Genomic DNA, 14,079 nt, shown 5'->3' with positions numbered 1-14,079 from the left:
CGCTCCTACATCGCGTTCATCGTAAGCAGTTCGTAGCCCGCGACCTGTTCTCCATCCTGGTTGGTGACCGCGACGACCCAACGAACTTCTCCGTATTCCGCATTGCGGGGTGTCTTCTCCTTCACGATGAGGTTCACCGTGATACGATCGCCCGGCGAGACCGGCTTCATGAAGCGCAGATTGTCGAGGCCGTAGTTTGCGAGCACCGGGCCGGGCGCCGGATCGACGAAGAGGCCGGCTGCGAAGGACAGGATCAGGTAGCCGTGGGCGACGCGGCCCGGAAAGAACGGGTTCGCCTTCGCTGCTTCCTCGTCCATGTGGGCATAGAAGTTATCCCCCGTGAACTCGGCGAAGTGCTCGACGTCGGCCAGCGTCACGTCGCGCCAAGGAGTGCCAATGGCGTCCCCGATCTCAAGTTCCCCGAAGGTCATCCGGAAGGGATGCGCGTCCCCGGTCCTTGTCCTCGCACCTTTTACCCAGCTCCGCGTGATGCCGGTAAGCAAATCCGGGCTCGCCTGGATCGCGGTGCGCTGCATGTAGTGCATGACGCCGCGGATGCCGCCCATCTCCTCGCCGCCGCCGGCGCGCCCCGGTCCGCCATGGACGAGATGGGGCAGGGGAGAGCCGTGGCCGGTCGCCTCCTTGCCGGTGTCGCGGTTGGCGAAATAGAGGCGCCCGTGCCAGGCGCCGGAGGCCAGCACGACCTTGCGGGCGACCTGCGGATCGTGGGTGAACACCGAGGCGACCAGCGAGCCCGCGCCCCGGTTGGCGAGCGCGGTCGCATGATCGAGATCGCGATAGGCCATGACGGTCGAGACCGGCCCGAACGCCTCGACCGAGTGCACGTTCTCGGCTCTGTCCGGATCGTCGCAGGAAAACAGCATCGGCGAGACGAAAGCGCCCTCAGCATCCACGCCATCTGGCCGCGAACCGTCCGTGCTGCCGAAGACGAGCCGTGCCTCCGAGCCGATGAGCCGCGCCTTCTCAAGCACATCCTCGCGCTGGCCAAGGCTCGCCAGCGCCCCCATCTTCGTGGCCTCCGCGCGAGGGTCGCCAACCACGGTCTTCGCCAGACGTTCCGAGATCGCCTCGATGACGGCCTCCTGGTGTTCGGCCGGAACCAGCACGCGGCGGATGGCGGTGCATTTCTGGCCGGCCTTGGCGGTCATCTCGCGGTGCACCTCGCGCACGAAAATGTCGAACTCCGGCGTTCCGGGTGCGGCGTCGGGCCCCAGAATGGTGGCGTTGAGCGAATCCTGTTCGGCAACGAAGCGAACCGCATTGCCGAGCAGGTTTTCGTTGGAGCGCAGCATGCCGGCCGTCGCCGCCGAACCGGTGAAGGAGACCACGTCCTGCGAGCCCAGGCGATCAAGCAGGTCGCCGGTGGAGCCGGCGACGAACTGCACCGCGCCGTCCGGCAGCACGCCGGACTCGATCATCATGCGGAAGGCGGCCTCGGCGAGCCACGCGGTGGCCGAGGCCGGCTTGACGATTGCGGGCACGCCGGCAAGCAGCGTCGGCGCAAGCTTTTCCAGCATGCCCCAGACCGGGAAATTGAATGCATTGATGTGCACCGCCACGCCCTGCAGCGACGTCGCCACGTGCTGGCCGAGGAAGGCGCCCGTCTTGCCGAGCTGTTCGAGATTGCCGTCCACATAGATGACGTCGTCGGGCAGTTCGCGCCGCCCCTTCGAGGCGTAGACGAACATCGTCCCGATGCCGCCGTCGATGTCGATCATGGAATCGGTCTTGGTCGCGCCGGTGTCGTAGGAGAGCTCGTATAGCGCGTCGCGGCGCTCGTTCAGATACTGCGCCAGCGCCTTCAGCATGGCCGCGCGCTGGTGGAAGGTGAGTTCCCGCAGCGCCGGTCCGCCCACCTTGCGCGCGTGGTCGGTCATGCGTTCGAAGTCGAGCTCTGCGCCGAGCCGGGCGATCACGCGACCGTCCACCGCGCTCTTCAGGTCCGAGATTCTGCCCGAAGGCGCGACCCATTTGCCGGCGGCGTAGCTGTTGAGCGAGAGGATGGTCATGGAAAAACTCCTGTTGTTCAGGCGATCCGCGCCGGCAGCGTCGAAAACCCGCGAAACCGCACGCGGCCGGTGCGTTTCGGCTCGCCGGCGAGGCGGTAGTCCGGAAAACGCCCGAGGAAGCGCGAGACGGCGATGCGGCCTTCCATGCGCGCGAGCGAGAAGCCGGCGCACAGATGCGGGCCCTGCGCGAAGGCGAGGTGGCGGTTGGGCTTGCGGGCGACGTCGAGCCGGTCCGGATCGGGAAACTGGCGCGGATCGCGGTTCGCCGCGCCGATCGCCAGATGGATGCGCGTGCCGGGCTCGATCGTCTCGCTGTGAAATTCGCAGGCCTCCACGGTCATGCGGTTGCCGAGCTGGTTCGGGCTCTGGAAGCGCAGGAATTCGTCCACGGCCGTATCGATGAGGTCCGGGTTCTCAGCCAGCCGCCGGCGCTCCTCTGGCCAGCGGGTGAGTTCGTGCAGCGCGTTGCCGATCAGGTTGGTCGTGGTCTCGTGGCCGGCGTTGAGGATGAAGATGCAATTCTGAAGCAGTTCCGTATCCGAGAGCAGTTCGCCGTCATTGCCATTGATGAGGCGGGTCAGCACATCGGTGGCGGGATCGCCCGGGCTGGCGCGCCGCTTTTCCGCCAGCTCGCCGAGATAGGCCTTGAAGTCGCTCACGGCGCGGTTGCCGCGCTCCTGCTGTTCCTGCGTCAGCACAGGCTCCAGCGCGCCGAGGATCGCCAGCGACCAGTCGCGCAGGGGACCGCGCTCCTCGTGCGGCATGACGAAGAGGTTGCCGATCACTTCGAGCGGAATGGCGGCGGCGAAATCCTCGATCAGGTCGACCTCGCCCTTGTCGGCGATGCGGTCGAGCAGGCCGTCCACGAGCTCGACGAGACCCGGCTCCATCGCCGCGATCGCCCGTGGGGTCAGCGCCCCCATCATGATCTTGCGCACACGCGTGTGCAGCGGCGGATCGTTGAAGACGAGGCTGGTCGTATGATGCTCGTAGAGCGGCGTGCGGCCAAACTTCGGCAAAAACTCCACCTTCTTGTCCGACGAGAAGGTCTTTGTGTCCCGGTAGACGCGGTCGAGGTCGGCGTGGCGCGACAGCATCACCGATCCGTCGCGGAAGCGCTTCAGCGGCGCATGGTCGAGCAGGGCGCGGTAGACCGGGAAGGGGTCCTCGGCGAAGCCGGGCGTCAGTGCGCCGATGTCGAACTCCTCGGCGAGAGATCGTTCCGCCTGCATGTCGCTCCTCCCAAGCGCGGAGCCGGTCGCGGGCGGCTCCATGCGTATTATTGACCGGCCGGCCGGTTTATGCAAGTCTCCCGCCACGATGCCCTGGGAGGGGCGCGGGCAGGGAGGCTCGGATGGCACTGACGGCTGAGGAGATCGCGCGGCGCTCGGCGGACGCGATGTGGGCGCGCGACGATGCCTCGAAATGGCTTGGAGCCTCACTCGACGCCGTCGGCCCCGGCACCGCCACCATGTCGATGACGGTGGAAAAACATCACACCAACGGCCACGACATCTGCCACGGCGGTTTCATCTTCACGCTCGCCGACTCGGCCTTCGCTTTCGCCTGCAATTCCTACAATCAGCTCGTGGTGGCGCAGCACAACGTCATCACCTTCGTCGCGCCCGGGAGGCTCGGCGACAGGCTGGAGGCGACGGCGAAGGAAGTGACCCGCTTCGGCCGCTCCGGGCTCTACGACGTCCGGGTCACCGATCAGTCCGGCAGGCTGATCGCCGAATTCCGCGGCGCATCGCGGGCGATCGAGGGCAGGCATTTCGACGAGGACGCTGCCTGAGCCGCGTGAGGCAGAGGGCGTCCGTGGGAGGAACGACATGAGGGATCTGACACCGAACAAGCAGGATCTCGATCCGATCGAGATCGCCTCGCGCGACGAGATCGCGGCGCTGCAGCTTTCGCGGCTGAAATGGTCGCTCAAGCACGCCTACGACAACGTCGCGCACTACCGGAAGAGCTTTGACGCGGCAGGTGTCCATCCCGACGACCTGAAGCAGCTTTCGGACCTGAAGAAATTCCCCTTCACGTCCAAGCAGGATTTGCGCGAGAACTACCCCTTCGGCATGTTCGCGGTCCCGCGCGAGAAGGTGGTGCGCGTCCATGCCTCCTCGGGAACGACCGGCAAGCCCACCGTGGTCGGCTACACGCGCAACGACATCGAGGTGTGGGCCGAATGCGTGGCGCGCTCGATGCGCGCGTCGGGCACGCGGCCGGGCGACATCGTCCACATCTCCTACGGATACGGCCTGTTCACCGGCGGGCTCGGCGCCCACTACGGGGCGGAGCGACTGGGCTGCACCGTCGTTCCGTGCTCGGGCGGCATGACCGCGCGGCAGGTGACGCTGATCGAGGATTTCCGCGCCACCACCATCATGGTGACGCCATCCTACATGCTCTCCATCCTCGACGAGTACCGCGCCCAGGGGCTCGACCCGCGCCAGAGCCCGCTCCAGGTCGGCATCTTCGGCGCCGAACCATGGACCAACGCCATGCGGGCCGAGATCGAGGACGCCTTCGACATGCATGCCGTCGACATCTACGGGCTGTCGGAGGTGATGGGTCCCGGCGTCGCCAACGAGTGCGTGGAGACCAAGGACGGGCTGCACATCTGGGAGGACCATTTCTATCCGGAGGTGATCGACCCGATCACCGGCGATCCCGTCGACGACGGCGGGCAGGGCGAACTCGTCTTCACCTCGCTTTCCAAGGAGGCTTTCCCGGTCATCCGCTACCGCACGCGCGACCTGACGCGGCTCCTGCCGGGGACCGCGCGCACCATGCGGCGCATGGAGAAGATCACCGGACGCTCCGACGATATGATGATCCTGCGCGGCGTCAACGTCTTCCCGACGCAGATCGAGGAGCAGATCCTGGCCGTCGAGGGACTGGCGCCGCATTTCCAGATCGAGCTGATCCGCGAAGGCCGCATGGACGAGATGATCGTCCATGTGGAAGCCGCCGTGACGCACACCGCCGACGACGCGCGCATGAGCGCCGGCCACCGGCTGCGTGAGCGCGTCAAGGACGTGGTCGGCGTCAGCGTGCGGGTCAACGTCACCGAGCCGGAGAAGGTCGCGCGCAGCCAGGGCAAGGCGCAGCGCATCGTCGACAACCGGCCGAAGGGCTAGGCAGCCTCATGGTCGACACCTGATGGCCCGTACCCGCGCCAAGGATTACGACGACAAACGCCAGGCCATGCTGCACCAGGCGGCGAGCGTGTTCGCGCGCGACGGCTACGACCGCGCCTCGATGGCCGGCGTCGCTGCCGAATGCGGCGTGTCAAAGGCGCTGCTCTACCATTACTACGCGTCGAAGGAGGCGCTGCTCTTCGACATCGTCAACTCGCACCTGGAAGAGCTGATCGATGCCGTCGACGCGGCCGACGAGGCGAGCCTGCCGGCGGAGGAGCGTCTGGAGCGCCTGGTCGCGGCGCTGCTGGAGGCCTATCGCGACGCCGACGCCGAGCACAAGCTGCAAATCGGCGCCATGCAGCTGCTCCCCGAAGCCGACCAGGCCCGGCTGAAATCGCTCGAACGCGACCTCGTCGCGCGCTTCGCCGAGGCCGTGCGCGCGATCGATCCCGAGGCCTTCGAGGGCACGCCGCTGCTCAAGCCGGTGACGATGAGCCTCTTCGGCATGCTGAACTGGTTCTACATGTGGTTCCGCGACGGCGGCCCGGTCAGCCGGCGGGAGTATGCCGGGCTCGCGACGAAGCTGCTGGTTGGCGGAATCCGCGGCCTGACCTGACGGCCGAACGTTCGCCGGTATGTCGCGATCGCTTCCCGCGACGGTCTCCGAACGTGCCGCTGCTTGCCTGACCCGAACCCGGCATGTCATCTGGACGCGATGAATGCCGAGCCGCCATCCGCGCCCATGATCCTCGATCGCATGATCGACCGCCTGCACGAGCGAGGGCGGCTGCGGGTGTGGTCGCTCGTCATCACCGTCTTCGGCGATGGCGTCGTGCCGCGCGGCGGGCAGGTGCCGCTGTCGGTGCTGCAGGAGCTGATGGCGCGGCTGCGCGTCGAGCCCGGCGCGGTGCGCACCGCGATGTCGCGGCTGGCGGCCGACCACTGGGTGACGCGCGAGCGCGGCGGCCGCAACAGCTTCTACCGGCTGGCGGAGGAAGGGCGTCACGCCTTCGACCTCGCCACGCGGCGCATCTACGCCGCCGGCCCGCCGGCCTGGGACGGGCGCTGGATCGTCGCGGTCTCGCCGGAAGGCGACGGCGGAAGGCGCGGCGATCGCGGCCGGTCGCTCCGGGCTCTGGGCTTCGTCCCGACCGGCCCGACGGCCTGGCTGAAGCCGCACACCGAAGGCGCCGACCCGCTGGAGGACCTGCCGGAGGACATGCTCGTGATCGACGGCGCGGCGGCGCGGATACCGGACGGTGTCGGCCGGCTCTGGCAGCTCGGAAGCATCGCCGATGCCTACCGCGACCTGCGCGACGAGCTCGCGCCGCTGGCCGCCGCGCTGTCGCGGGGCGAGGCGCTGGCGCCGCTCGACGCCATGGCCGCGCGCGTGCTGGTCAACCACTCCTGGCGCCGCATCGTGCTCCGCGATCCCGGCCTTCCCGAGGCGTTGCTTCCGGCGGACTGGCCGGGGGAGGAGGCGCGCGAGACTGTGCGAATTGTGTACGCGGCACTCGCCGGCCCGAGCGAGGCCTGGCTCGACCGGGCGGGCATGCCGGGGCAGGTGAAGCCGGCGCTGTTTGCCGGACGGTTCGGAGGCCTGGGGCCTGTACCTCCCGGCTAGAAGCCGCCCCGCTTCGCCATTCCCTTCATGCACATGGTTGCCATTGGCGGCGGAAGCGCTATTCCTCCTCGCGAGAGGACGGCCGCTTCGAGGTTGGGGGCGGCCGCGCGAAACGGGACCGGTATTTTCATGAAGCTCGACGAACTGGTGGCGATCGACATCCACACCCATGCGGAGGAACCGTGCTGCGGCCCGCGCGACGACGGCTACGACGAGTTCCAGGCCGGCATGGCGAAATACTTCCGCAACCCGGCCGGCGCCAAGGGCATGCTGCCGACGGTGCAGGAGACCGCGGCCTACTATCGCGAGCGCAAGATCGGCTGCGTGATCTTCCCCGTCGATGCCGAGCGCGAGACGGGCTTCCGCCGCTACAAGAACGAGGAAGTGGCCGAGATCGCCGCCGCAAACAGCGACATCATGATCCCCTTCGCCTCGATCGACCCGGCCAAGGGCAAGGCCGGCGCCCGCGAGGCACGCCGCCTGATGCGCGACTTCGGCATCAAGGGCTTCAAGTTCCACCCCACCATGCAGGGCTTCTACCCCAACGACCGCAGTGCCTACGTCATGTACGAGGCGATCGCGGAGGAGGGCGCCATCGCGCTCTTCCACACCGGCCAGACCGGCGTCGGCTCGGGCATGCCGGGCGGCATGGGCATGCGGCTCAAATACTCCAACCCGATGTACCTCGACGACGTCGCCGTCGACTTCCCGGACATGAAGATCATCCTGGCGCACCCGTCCTTCCCCTGGCAGGAGGAGGCGCTGTCGGTCGCGACCCACAAGCCGAACGTCTACATCGACCTCTCGGGCTGGTCGCCGAAGTACTTCCCGCCGATCCTCGTCCAGTACACCAACAGCATCCTGAAGCACAAAATGCTGTTCGGCTCCGACTGGCCGGCGATCACGCCCGACCGCTGGCTTGCCGACTTCGAAAAGATCGGCATCAAGGACGAGGTGCGTTCCCTGGTGCTGAAGGAAAACGCGGCGAAGCTCCTGAAGCTCGCCTGACCTGCCGCGGCGGCTACCGTCGCGCCAGGCTCTGGTACATCCCAGCGCCGCCCTCGCTGCGGCGGCGGGCGAAGTCGATGAACCAGTCCATCGACTGGCGGTTCTGCATCGCATCCGGGCTGTAGGCCTTTTCCGCTGGCCAGCCCATCAGGAGCTTGCGCACCGGCACCTCCATCTTCTTGCCGGTCAGCGTGTAGGGGATCGCCGGCACCGCGATCACCTCGTCGGGCACGTGGCGGGGGCTGCGCTCGCTGCGCAGGCGCGAACGGATCTCCCCGGCCAGGGCCTCGTCGAGCGCCGCACCATCGCGAAGCTGCACGAACAGCGGCATGTAGAAGCCGCCGCCGGGCTCCTCGATGCACACGATCAGGCTGTCGACCACGCCGTCGACCTTCTCCAGCGTGCGGTAGATCTCGGCCGAGCCGATGCGCACGCCGAACCTGTTCAGCGTCGAATCCGAGCGCCCGTGCACGTAGCAGCCGCCGCGCTCGTTGATCAGCATGAAATCGCCGTGCCGCCACAGGCCGGGATAGACGTCGAAATAGCTCTCGCGGTAACGCGAAAAGTCCTCGTCGCCCCACATGAAGATCGGCATGGAAGGCATCGGTTTGGCGATCACCATCTCGCCCACCTCGCCGATCAGTTCCTTCCCCTCGTCGTCGAGCACGCGCACGTCGACGGCCAGGCAGCGAGACTGGATCTCGCCGGCATGGACGGGCAGCATCGGGGCGCCGCCGACGATGCCGCTGCAGAATTCGGTCCCGCCGGACTGCGAGGTGATCCAGAGGTCCTCCTTCACAGCCTGCTGCAGCCACACGAAGGTTTCGGGCGTCGACGGCGAGCCGGCGAGGAAGACGTTCTCCAGCTTCGAGAGGTCGTAGCGCGCATTAGGCACGATGCCCTGCTTGCGCATATTCTCCACGAAGGTCGGGCTCGCACCGAAGGAGGTCGCGCCGACGTCGGCGGCGAGCTTCCACAGGAGGTCGGGGCCGGGATAGGTGGGGCTGCCGTCGTAGAGCGCCACGCGCCCGCCCATCAGCGGTCCCCACAGCAGCGAGTTCCACATCACCCAGCCGGTGGTGGAATAGAAGAACATGCAGGAATGCGGCTGCAGGTTCAGGTGGAACGCCGCCGTCTTGTAGTGCTCGACGATGACGCCGACATGGCTGTGCACGATGGCCTTGGGCAGGCCCGTCGTGCCCGAGGAGAACAGGATCCACAGCGGATGGTCGTGCGCGACGCGCTCGTAGCGGAAATCCTCCGCCGTCACTGGCTCGCCTCCCGTCATCTCGTCCCAGCCGACGAAATCGTCAACATGCGTTCTCGGGCGCTCGCGGTTGCCGAGATAGTCGAGCCACACGATCGTCTCCAGGCTCGGCAGGCCGCCGGCGATCTCTTCGATCTCGGCCACGCGGACGAAGTCCCTGCCGCCGAAGCGGTATCCGTCGGCGGCGAAGAGCACCTTCGGCTCGATCTGCGAGAAGCGGTCGGCGACCGTCTTGACGCCGAATTCCGGCGCCGCCGACGACCAGATTGCGCCGATCGCCGTGGTCGCCAGCATGGCGATGATCGTCTCCGGAACGTTCGGCATGTAGGAGACGACGCGGTCGCCGGGGCCGACGCCGCGCTCGCGCAGCCGCGTCGCCAGGATGCGGACCCTGGACCCAAGCTCGCCCCAGCTCATCTCGGCGAGCGGACGGCTCTCGGACAGGTGATGGAACACGGTGCGTTCGGGATGATCGTTCTCGCGGCGCAGGATGTGCTCGGCGTAGTTGACGCGGCTGCCGGGAAACCACGAGGCTCCCGGCATGGTGCGGGCTTCGAGGACGCAGTCGTAGTGCGTCTCGGAGATGATGCCGAAATAGTCCCAGATGGCGGCCCAGAACGCCTCGATCTCGTTCGTCGACCAGTCCAGCATCGCCTCGTAGGAGGCGAAATCCAGCCCGCGCTCGCGCCGCAGCCAGTCCATGAACCGGGCGGGATTGGACGCGGTCCTGAAGGCCTCGTCGCCCTTCCAGATGAGATCGCCTTCCCTGACGGTCATGCTGTGTCCTCGTGCTCCGCTCCGTTGGTTGCGCTCTCTACTAGAGCATGTCTCCCGAAAGTGGGAACCGGTTTCGGGACAAAGACATGCGTAAAAACAAACAGCTAAAGCGCAACGAGCGAATCTGAAGATCGCGACGCGCTTTAGAGCATGTCTCTCGAAAGTGGGAACCGGTTTCGGGACAAAGACATGCATAAAAACAAACAGCTAAAGCGCAACGAGCGAATCCGAAGATCGCGACGCGCTTTAGCCGCGCAATCGCGTCAGGTCACGGCTTCGTTGAGATCCCGATCAAGCCGGATGGCGCACGGCCAGCGCGGCGCGGCGCCGGCGGCCGTCCTGCAACTGCCAGAGCGAATGAAGCACCAGGGTGACGATCAGGATCGTGCCGCCGATCATCGATGCCGTGGAGGGCACCTCGGAAAAGATCATCCAGACCCAGACCGGCGCCAGCACCGTTTCGAGCAGGTAGAACATCGCCACCTCCGGTCCGGTGATGTATTTCGGTCCCGTCGCCAGGCAGAAGAAGGCGACCGGCGTGATCACCGCTCCATTGAAGATGATCCACCACGGCGCTGCGACCTGCAGTCCCGTATCGGAGACCATGAAGGCCGCGACCAGCAGCGGGGCCGCGACGGCGACCAGCGCGGTGAAGCCCATGTCCCGGCCGGAAGCCCGCGTGATTGTGATAGCGGAGGCGATGCAGAAGGCGGTGAAGAGCGCCAGCGCGTCGCCGAGCAGATGCCCGCTCGACATGCCGTCGAACACGATGATGAAGACGCCGATCAGCATGACGAGCATCGCCGCCAGCGTGACCGGCCGCGGGCGTTCCTTCAGGAAGATCCACGACAGAAGGGCGGCGAACATGGTGTTGAAGGCGAGGATGAACACGAGGTTCGCCGTCGAGGTCGTGTAGACGGCGGTGATGAAGGCCAGCGAGGCGAGCGAGTAGAGCCCTGCGACGGCCAGCCCCGGCCGGCCCGGTATCAACGCGGGTGCGTCGCCGCGCAACATGCGCCATGCGCCCCAGATCACCAGCGTTACCACCAGCGTCGCCAGGCCGCGCAAGAGCAGGATCGTCCACGGCTCGCCATCGGCCAGCCGGATGAGAGGGATGTCGACGGTCAGCGCCATTCCGCCGATGCCGGTGATCAGAAGCCCCCGGGCGTGGTTGCTGGAGAGGTTGGACATGAAACGCCGGATCCGCCGCGGTTTGACGATTGCGCGGCGCGCATTCGTGCTTCGTGGGAAAAAAGAGCCGCAAGCTATCGTCGTCGCTTGGAAAGCAACAGCGCTTTGCGGTCGAAAGGGATGGGCCAGCCGCTACACGGCCTCGGTGTCGAAGCGGTCCCACCCCTTCGGGCCAAGATGCTCCTGCGGCCCGAAGCGGACCTTGTAGGCCATCTTGCGCGAACCCTCGACCCAGTAGCCGAGATAGACGTGCGGGTGGCCGGCGGCGCGGGCGCGCGCGATGTGGTCGAGGATCAAAAAGGTCCCGAGCGAGCGGTCCTCGAGCTCAGGGTTGTAGTAGGAATAGACCATGGAGAGGCCGTCGGCCATCTTGTCGGTCAGAGCGACGGCGATGAGTTCGCCCTGTCCCTTGCCGGTGATGAAGGAATCGGGTCCCCGTCGCCGGTACTCGATGATCTTCGTGTCGACGTGGGTGTCCTCGACCATCATGGCGTAGTCGAGCACCGTCATGTCCGACATGCCGCCCTTGCGGTGCCGGGCATCGAGATAGGTGCGAAAGAGCGAGTATTGCTCCGTCGTCGGCTCGGCATCGTGCATGGCGCCGATCAGGTCGGCGTTGCGGCGCAGGATGCGCTTCATGTTTTTGGACGGCTTGAACTCGTCGGCGATGATCCGCACGGACACGCAGGCGCGGCAGGTCTCGCAGGCCGGGCGATAGGCGATGTTCTGCGAACGGCGGAAACCGCCCTGGGTCAGGAGGTCGTTCATCTCCGGCGCCTTGTCGCCGACGAGATGCGTGAAGACCTTCCGTTCGAACTGCCCCTCGATGTAGGGGCAGGGGGATGGCGCGGTCAGGAAGAACTGAGGCGACTGGGTAGGATGATGCGTCATTCTTCGCGAGACTCTGCGGTGGCCCCAGAAAAATCGTCCGGTCGGCGCGAAACGTCAACCGTATTTCGGGCCGAAGCGTGGCGGCGGGCGGGGCTTTGCGTCCGGATCAGAAGTCGGAGCGGGTGACGACGGTTCCCAGGAGCAGGTCGTGGACCGTGCGCTTGCGGTCGAGAAGCAGGGGGGCAAGCAGAATCAGGGGCGTCAGCAGCACGTTGCCGGCCCAGAACAGCACGGTGTGCACCACAGCGATCAGGCCGTCGACCTTACGCCCGTCGAGCCTTTCGAGCCGGATGCCCATCATGCGCATGCCGACCGTGGCCTGGTTGCTTCCGCCGAGCGTGTTCCATACGTAGATGGCGGCGACCAGCGGCCCGATGATGCCGAAGAGCGCCCAGCCGAGCCCGAGCGTGATGACCCCGAGGATGGCGATCAGAATCGCGAACGGGATGCACAGCAGCCCGACGATCAGGTAGTCGATAAGGAAGGCGAACACGCGGCGCGTGCGCACGCCCTCGTAGGCCCGCCAGTCGTCGAGCCTCGAACCAACGATTTCGCCATCCAGTACGCGTTCGGTCATTTTTCTCCTCGTGCCCGGATGCGGGCCATCTGTGCGTCTGAAATGGGTGGAGAGCTGCGGAAATTCAAGATTCCGCGCCGGAGAGCCTTCACTTCCGCGCCGGAAACGACCTAGTATATTGCAGTGCATTATGTGCGTCGCAGCAGATGATGTTCGCTTCGCATCGGAGGGGCGCGATGCAGGACTGCGATATGCTCGTCATTGGCAGCGGACCCTCGGGCCGGCGCGCCGCCGTGCAGTCCGCCAAGCTCGGCAAGTCCGTGCTGGTGGTCGACAAGGGGCGGCGGCTGGGCGGCGTCTCGGTGCACACCGGGACGATCCCGTCCAAGACGATCCGCGAGACTGTCCTGAACCTGTCTGGCTTTCGCGAGCGTGGCTTCTACGGCCAGGCCTACCGCGTGAAACAGGAGATCGCGATGACCGATCTGGTCTCGCGGCTCCACAAGACGCTCGACCACGAAGTAGAAGTCTTGCAGCACCAGTTCATGCGCAACATGGTTCGCAGTGCCCATGCCGCGGCGCGCTTCGTCGGGCCAGACCGCGTGCGGCTGTCGCTGGGCAACGGCGATTTCAGCGAAGTCGGGTTCGCCAATGCGCTGATCGCCGTCGGCACGCGACCCCACCGGCCAAAGAACATCCCTTTCGACGGCGAGCGGGTGCTTGATTCGGACGAGATCCTCGATCTTCCGCACCTGCCCCGAACGCTGGCGGTGATCGGCGGCGGCGTCATCGGTGTGGAATACGCCACGATCTTCTCGGCGCTCGACGTTCCCGTCACGCTGATCGAATCGCGCCCGGCGATCCTCGACTTCGTCGATCGCGAGATCGTCGACGATTTCGTCCACCAGATGCGCGACCGGGGCATGACCGTGCGGCTCGGCTGCGGCGTCGCGGCGGTGGAGAGGAAGGGCGACCACGTCGAGGTGCGGATGGCCGACGGCCGCGTCGTGCGCGCCGAGATCGTGCTCTATGCCGCCGGCCGGACCGGCAACGTCGACGACCTCGGGCTCGACGCCGTCGGCATCGAACCGGACAGCCGCGGGCGCATCACGGTCGATCCGCGCACCTTCCAGACCTCGGCCGGCAACATCTATGCCGCGGGCGACATCATCGGCTTCCCGAGCCTCGCCTCCACCTCGATGGAACAAGGCCGCGTGGCGGCCTGCCACGCCTTCGGCATGCCGCTGCCGCCGGCGCCTGCGACCTTTCCGTACGGCATCTACGCGGTTCCCGAGATCTCGACCGTGGGCCAGTCGGAGGAAGAGGTAAGGGCGAGCGGCGCGCCCTACGAATGCGGCATCGCGCGCTTCCGCGAGACCTCGCGCGGCCACATCATGGGCGTCAATTCGGGGTTCCTGAAGCTGATCTTCTCGCTCGAGACACGCAGGCTGCTCGGCGCGCATATCGTGGGGGAGGGCGCCACCGAACTGATCCACATCGGACAGGCTGTGATCAATCTCGGCGGCACGGTCGACTTCTTCGTCGAGAACACCTTCAACTATCCGACGCTGGCCGAAGCCTACAAGATCGCCGGCCTCGACGCCTGGAACCGCATGGTGTCGCGCTGA

The 14,079-nt window shown here is 66.6% G+C and carries 12 protein-coding genes; 6 read left to right on the top strand and 6 right to left on the bottom strand.

Features of this window, described 5'->3' with window-relative positions; genetic code table 11:
• Positions 1–5: 5 nt before the first annotated feature.
• Both paaZ and BSQ44_RS17720 read right to left on the bottom strand, forming a co-directional pair.
• Complete coding sequence (gene paaZ, locus BSQ44_RS17725; protein WP_072606470.1) at positions 6–2,030, bottom strand: phenylacetic acid degradation bifunctional protein PaaZ; 2,025 nt, start codon at positions 2,028–2,030, stop codon at positions 6–8.
• Between the two features lie 17 nt (positions 2,031–2,047).
• On the bottom strand, positions 2,048–3,262 hold the full coding sequence (locus BSQ44_RS17720) for a cytochrome P450 (protein WP_072606469.1): 1,215 nt from the start codon (positions 3,260–3,262) through the stop codon (positions 2,048–2,050).
• A 122-nt stretch (positions 3,263–3,384) separates the two neighbouring features.
• Here BSQ44_RS17720 and paaI point away from each other — a divergent pair, with 122 nt between their 5' ends.
• The 5 genes from paaI (at position 3,385) to BSQ44_RS17695 (ending at position 7,808) form a co-directional block, all read left to right on the top strand.
• Positions 3,385–3,825, top strand: a complete 441-nt coding sequence (gene paaI / locus BSQ44_RS17715; protein WP_072606468.1) for a hydroxyphenylacetyl-CoA thioesterase PaaI — start codon at positions 3,385–3,387, stop codon at positions 3,823–3,825.
• 37 nt (positions 3,826–3,862) lie between these two features.
• Positions 3,863–5,173 (top strand): phenylacetate--CoA ligase PaaK, encoded by a 1,311-nt coding sequence (paaK, locus tag BSQ44_RS17710; RefSeq protein ID WP_072606467.1) that lies wholly within the window; start codon positions 3,863–3,865, stop codon positions 5,171–5,173.
• Between the two features lie 22 nt (positions 5,174–5,195).
• Positions 5,196–5,792, top strand: coding sequence for a TetR/AcrR family transcriptional regulator (locus BSQ44_RS17705; protein WP_072606466.1), 597 nt, complete (start codon positions 5,196–5,198; stop codon positions 5,790–5,792).
• A 126-nt stretch (positions 5,793–5,918) separates the two neighbouring features.
• Entirely contained in the window at positions 5,919–6,800 is an 882-nt protein-coding gene (locus BSQ44_RS17700) for a PaaX family transcriptional regulator (RefSeq protein WP_235633257.1), read from the top strand.
• A gap of 129 nt (positions 6,801–6,929) precedes the next feature.
• Entirely contained in the window at positions 6,930–7,808 is an 879-nt protein-coding gene (locus BSQ44_RS17695) for an amidohydrolase family protein (protein ID WP_072606464.1), read from the top strand.
• Positions 7,809–7,821: 13 nt separating this feature from the next.
• Here the strand turns inward: BSQ44_RS17695 and BSQ44_RS17690 are convergent, their stop codons facing one another.
• The 4 genes from BSQ44_RS17690 to BSQ44_RS17675 form a co-directional block, all read right to left on the bottom strand.
• On the bottom strand, positions 7,822–9,852 hold the full coding sequence (locus tag BSQ44_RS17690) for an acetoacetate--CoA ligase (protein WP_072606463.1): 2,031 nt from the start codon (positions 9,850–9,852) through the stop codon (positions 7,822–7,824).
• Positions 9,853–10,143: 291 nt separating this feature from the next.
• Positions 10,144–11,043, bottom strand: a complete 900-nt coding sequence (locus BSQ44_RS17685; RefSeq protein WP_072606462.1) for a DMT family transporter — start codon at positions 11,041–11,043, stop codon at positions 10,144–10,146.
• A 132-nt stretch (positions 11,044–11,175) separates the two neighbouring features.
• Positions 11,176–11,934, bottom strand: coding sequence for an arginyltransferase (locus tag BSQ44_RS17680; protein WP_072606461.1), 759 nt, complete (start codon positions 11,932–11,934; stop codon positions 11,176–11,178).
• A gap of 106 nt (positions 11,935–12,040) precedes the next feature.
• Positions 12,041–12,511: an RDD family protein gene (locus tag BSQ44_RS17675; protein ID WP_072606460.1), complete on the bottom strand. Its 471-nt coding sequence runs from the start codon at positions 12,509–12,511 to the stop codon at positions 12,041–12,043.
• A gap of 176 nt (positions 12,512–12,687) precedes the next feature.
• Here BSQ44_RS17675 and sthA point away from each other — a divergent pair, with 176 nt between their 5' ends.
• On the top strand, positions 12,688–14,079 hold the full coding sequence (gene sthA, locus BSQ44_RS17670; protein ID WP_072606459.1) for a Si-specific NAD(P)(+) transhydrogenase: 1,392 nt from the start codon (positions 12,688–12,690) through the stop codon (positions 14,077–14,079).

Source organism: Aquibium oceanicum, from assembly GCF_001889605.1.
GTDB lineage: Bacteria > Pseudomonadota > Alphaproteobacteria > Rhizobiales > Rhizobiaceae > Aquibium > Aquibium oceanicum.
This window is presented reverse-complemented; position numbering and strand designations above follow the sequence as displayed.

What these genes read in the sequence shown, in the direction of transcription:
- paaZ (WP_072606470.1), bottom strand. Translation starts at nt 2,030, where the DNA reads ATGACCATCCTCTCGCTCAACAGCTACGCCGCCGGCAAATGGGTCGCG.
- BSQ44_RS17720 (WP_072606469.1), bottom strand. Translation starts at nt 3,262, where the DNA reads ATGCAGGCGGAACGATCTCTCGCCGAGGAGTTCGACATCGGCGCACTG.
- paaI (WP_072606468.1), top strand. Translation starts at nt 3,385, where the DNA reads ATGGCACTGACGGCTGAGGAGATCGCGCGGCGCTCGGCGGACGCGATG.
- paaK (WP_072606467.1), top strand. Translation starts at nt 3,863, where the DNA reads ATGAGGGATCTGACACCGAACAAGCAGGATCTCGATCCGATCGAGATC.
- BSQ44_RS17705 (WP_072606466.1), top strand. Translation starts at nt 5,196, where the DNA reads ATGGCCCGTACCCGCGCCAAGGATTACGACGACAAACGCCAGGCCATG.
- BSQ44_RS17700 (WP_235633257.1), top strand. Translation starts at nt 5,919, where the DNA reads ATGATCCTCGATCGCATGATCGACCGCCTGCACGAGCGAGGGCGGCTG.
- BSQ44_RS17695 (WP_072606464.1), top strand. Translation starts at nt 6,930, where the DNA reads ATGAAGCTCGACGAACTGGTGGCGATCGACATCCACACCCATGCGGAG.
- BSQ44_RS17690 (WP_072606463.1), bottom strand. Translation starts at nt 9,852, where the DNA reads ATGACCGTCAGGGAAGGCGATCTCATCTGGAAGGGCGACGAGGCCTTC.
- BSQ44_RS17685 (WP_072606462.1), bottom strand. Translation starts at nt 11,043, where the DNA reads ATGTCCAACCTCTCCAGCAACCACGCCCGGGGGCTTCTGATCACCGGC.
- BSQ44_RS17680 (WP_072606461.1), bottom strand. Translation starts at nt 11,934, where the DNA reads ATGACGCATCATCCTACCCAGTCGCCTCAGTTCTTCCTGACCGCGCCA.
- BSQ44_RS17675 (WP_072606460.1), bottom strand. Translation starts at nt 12,511, where the DNA reads ATGACCGAACGCGTACTGGATGGCGAAATCGTTGGTTCGAGGCTCGAC.
- sthA (WP_072606459.1), top strand. Translation starts at nt 12,688, where the DNA reads ATGCAGGACTGCGATATGCTCGTCATTGGCAGCGGACCCTCGGGCCGG.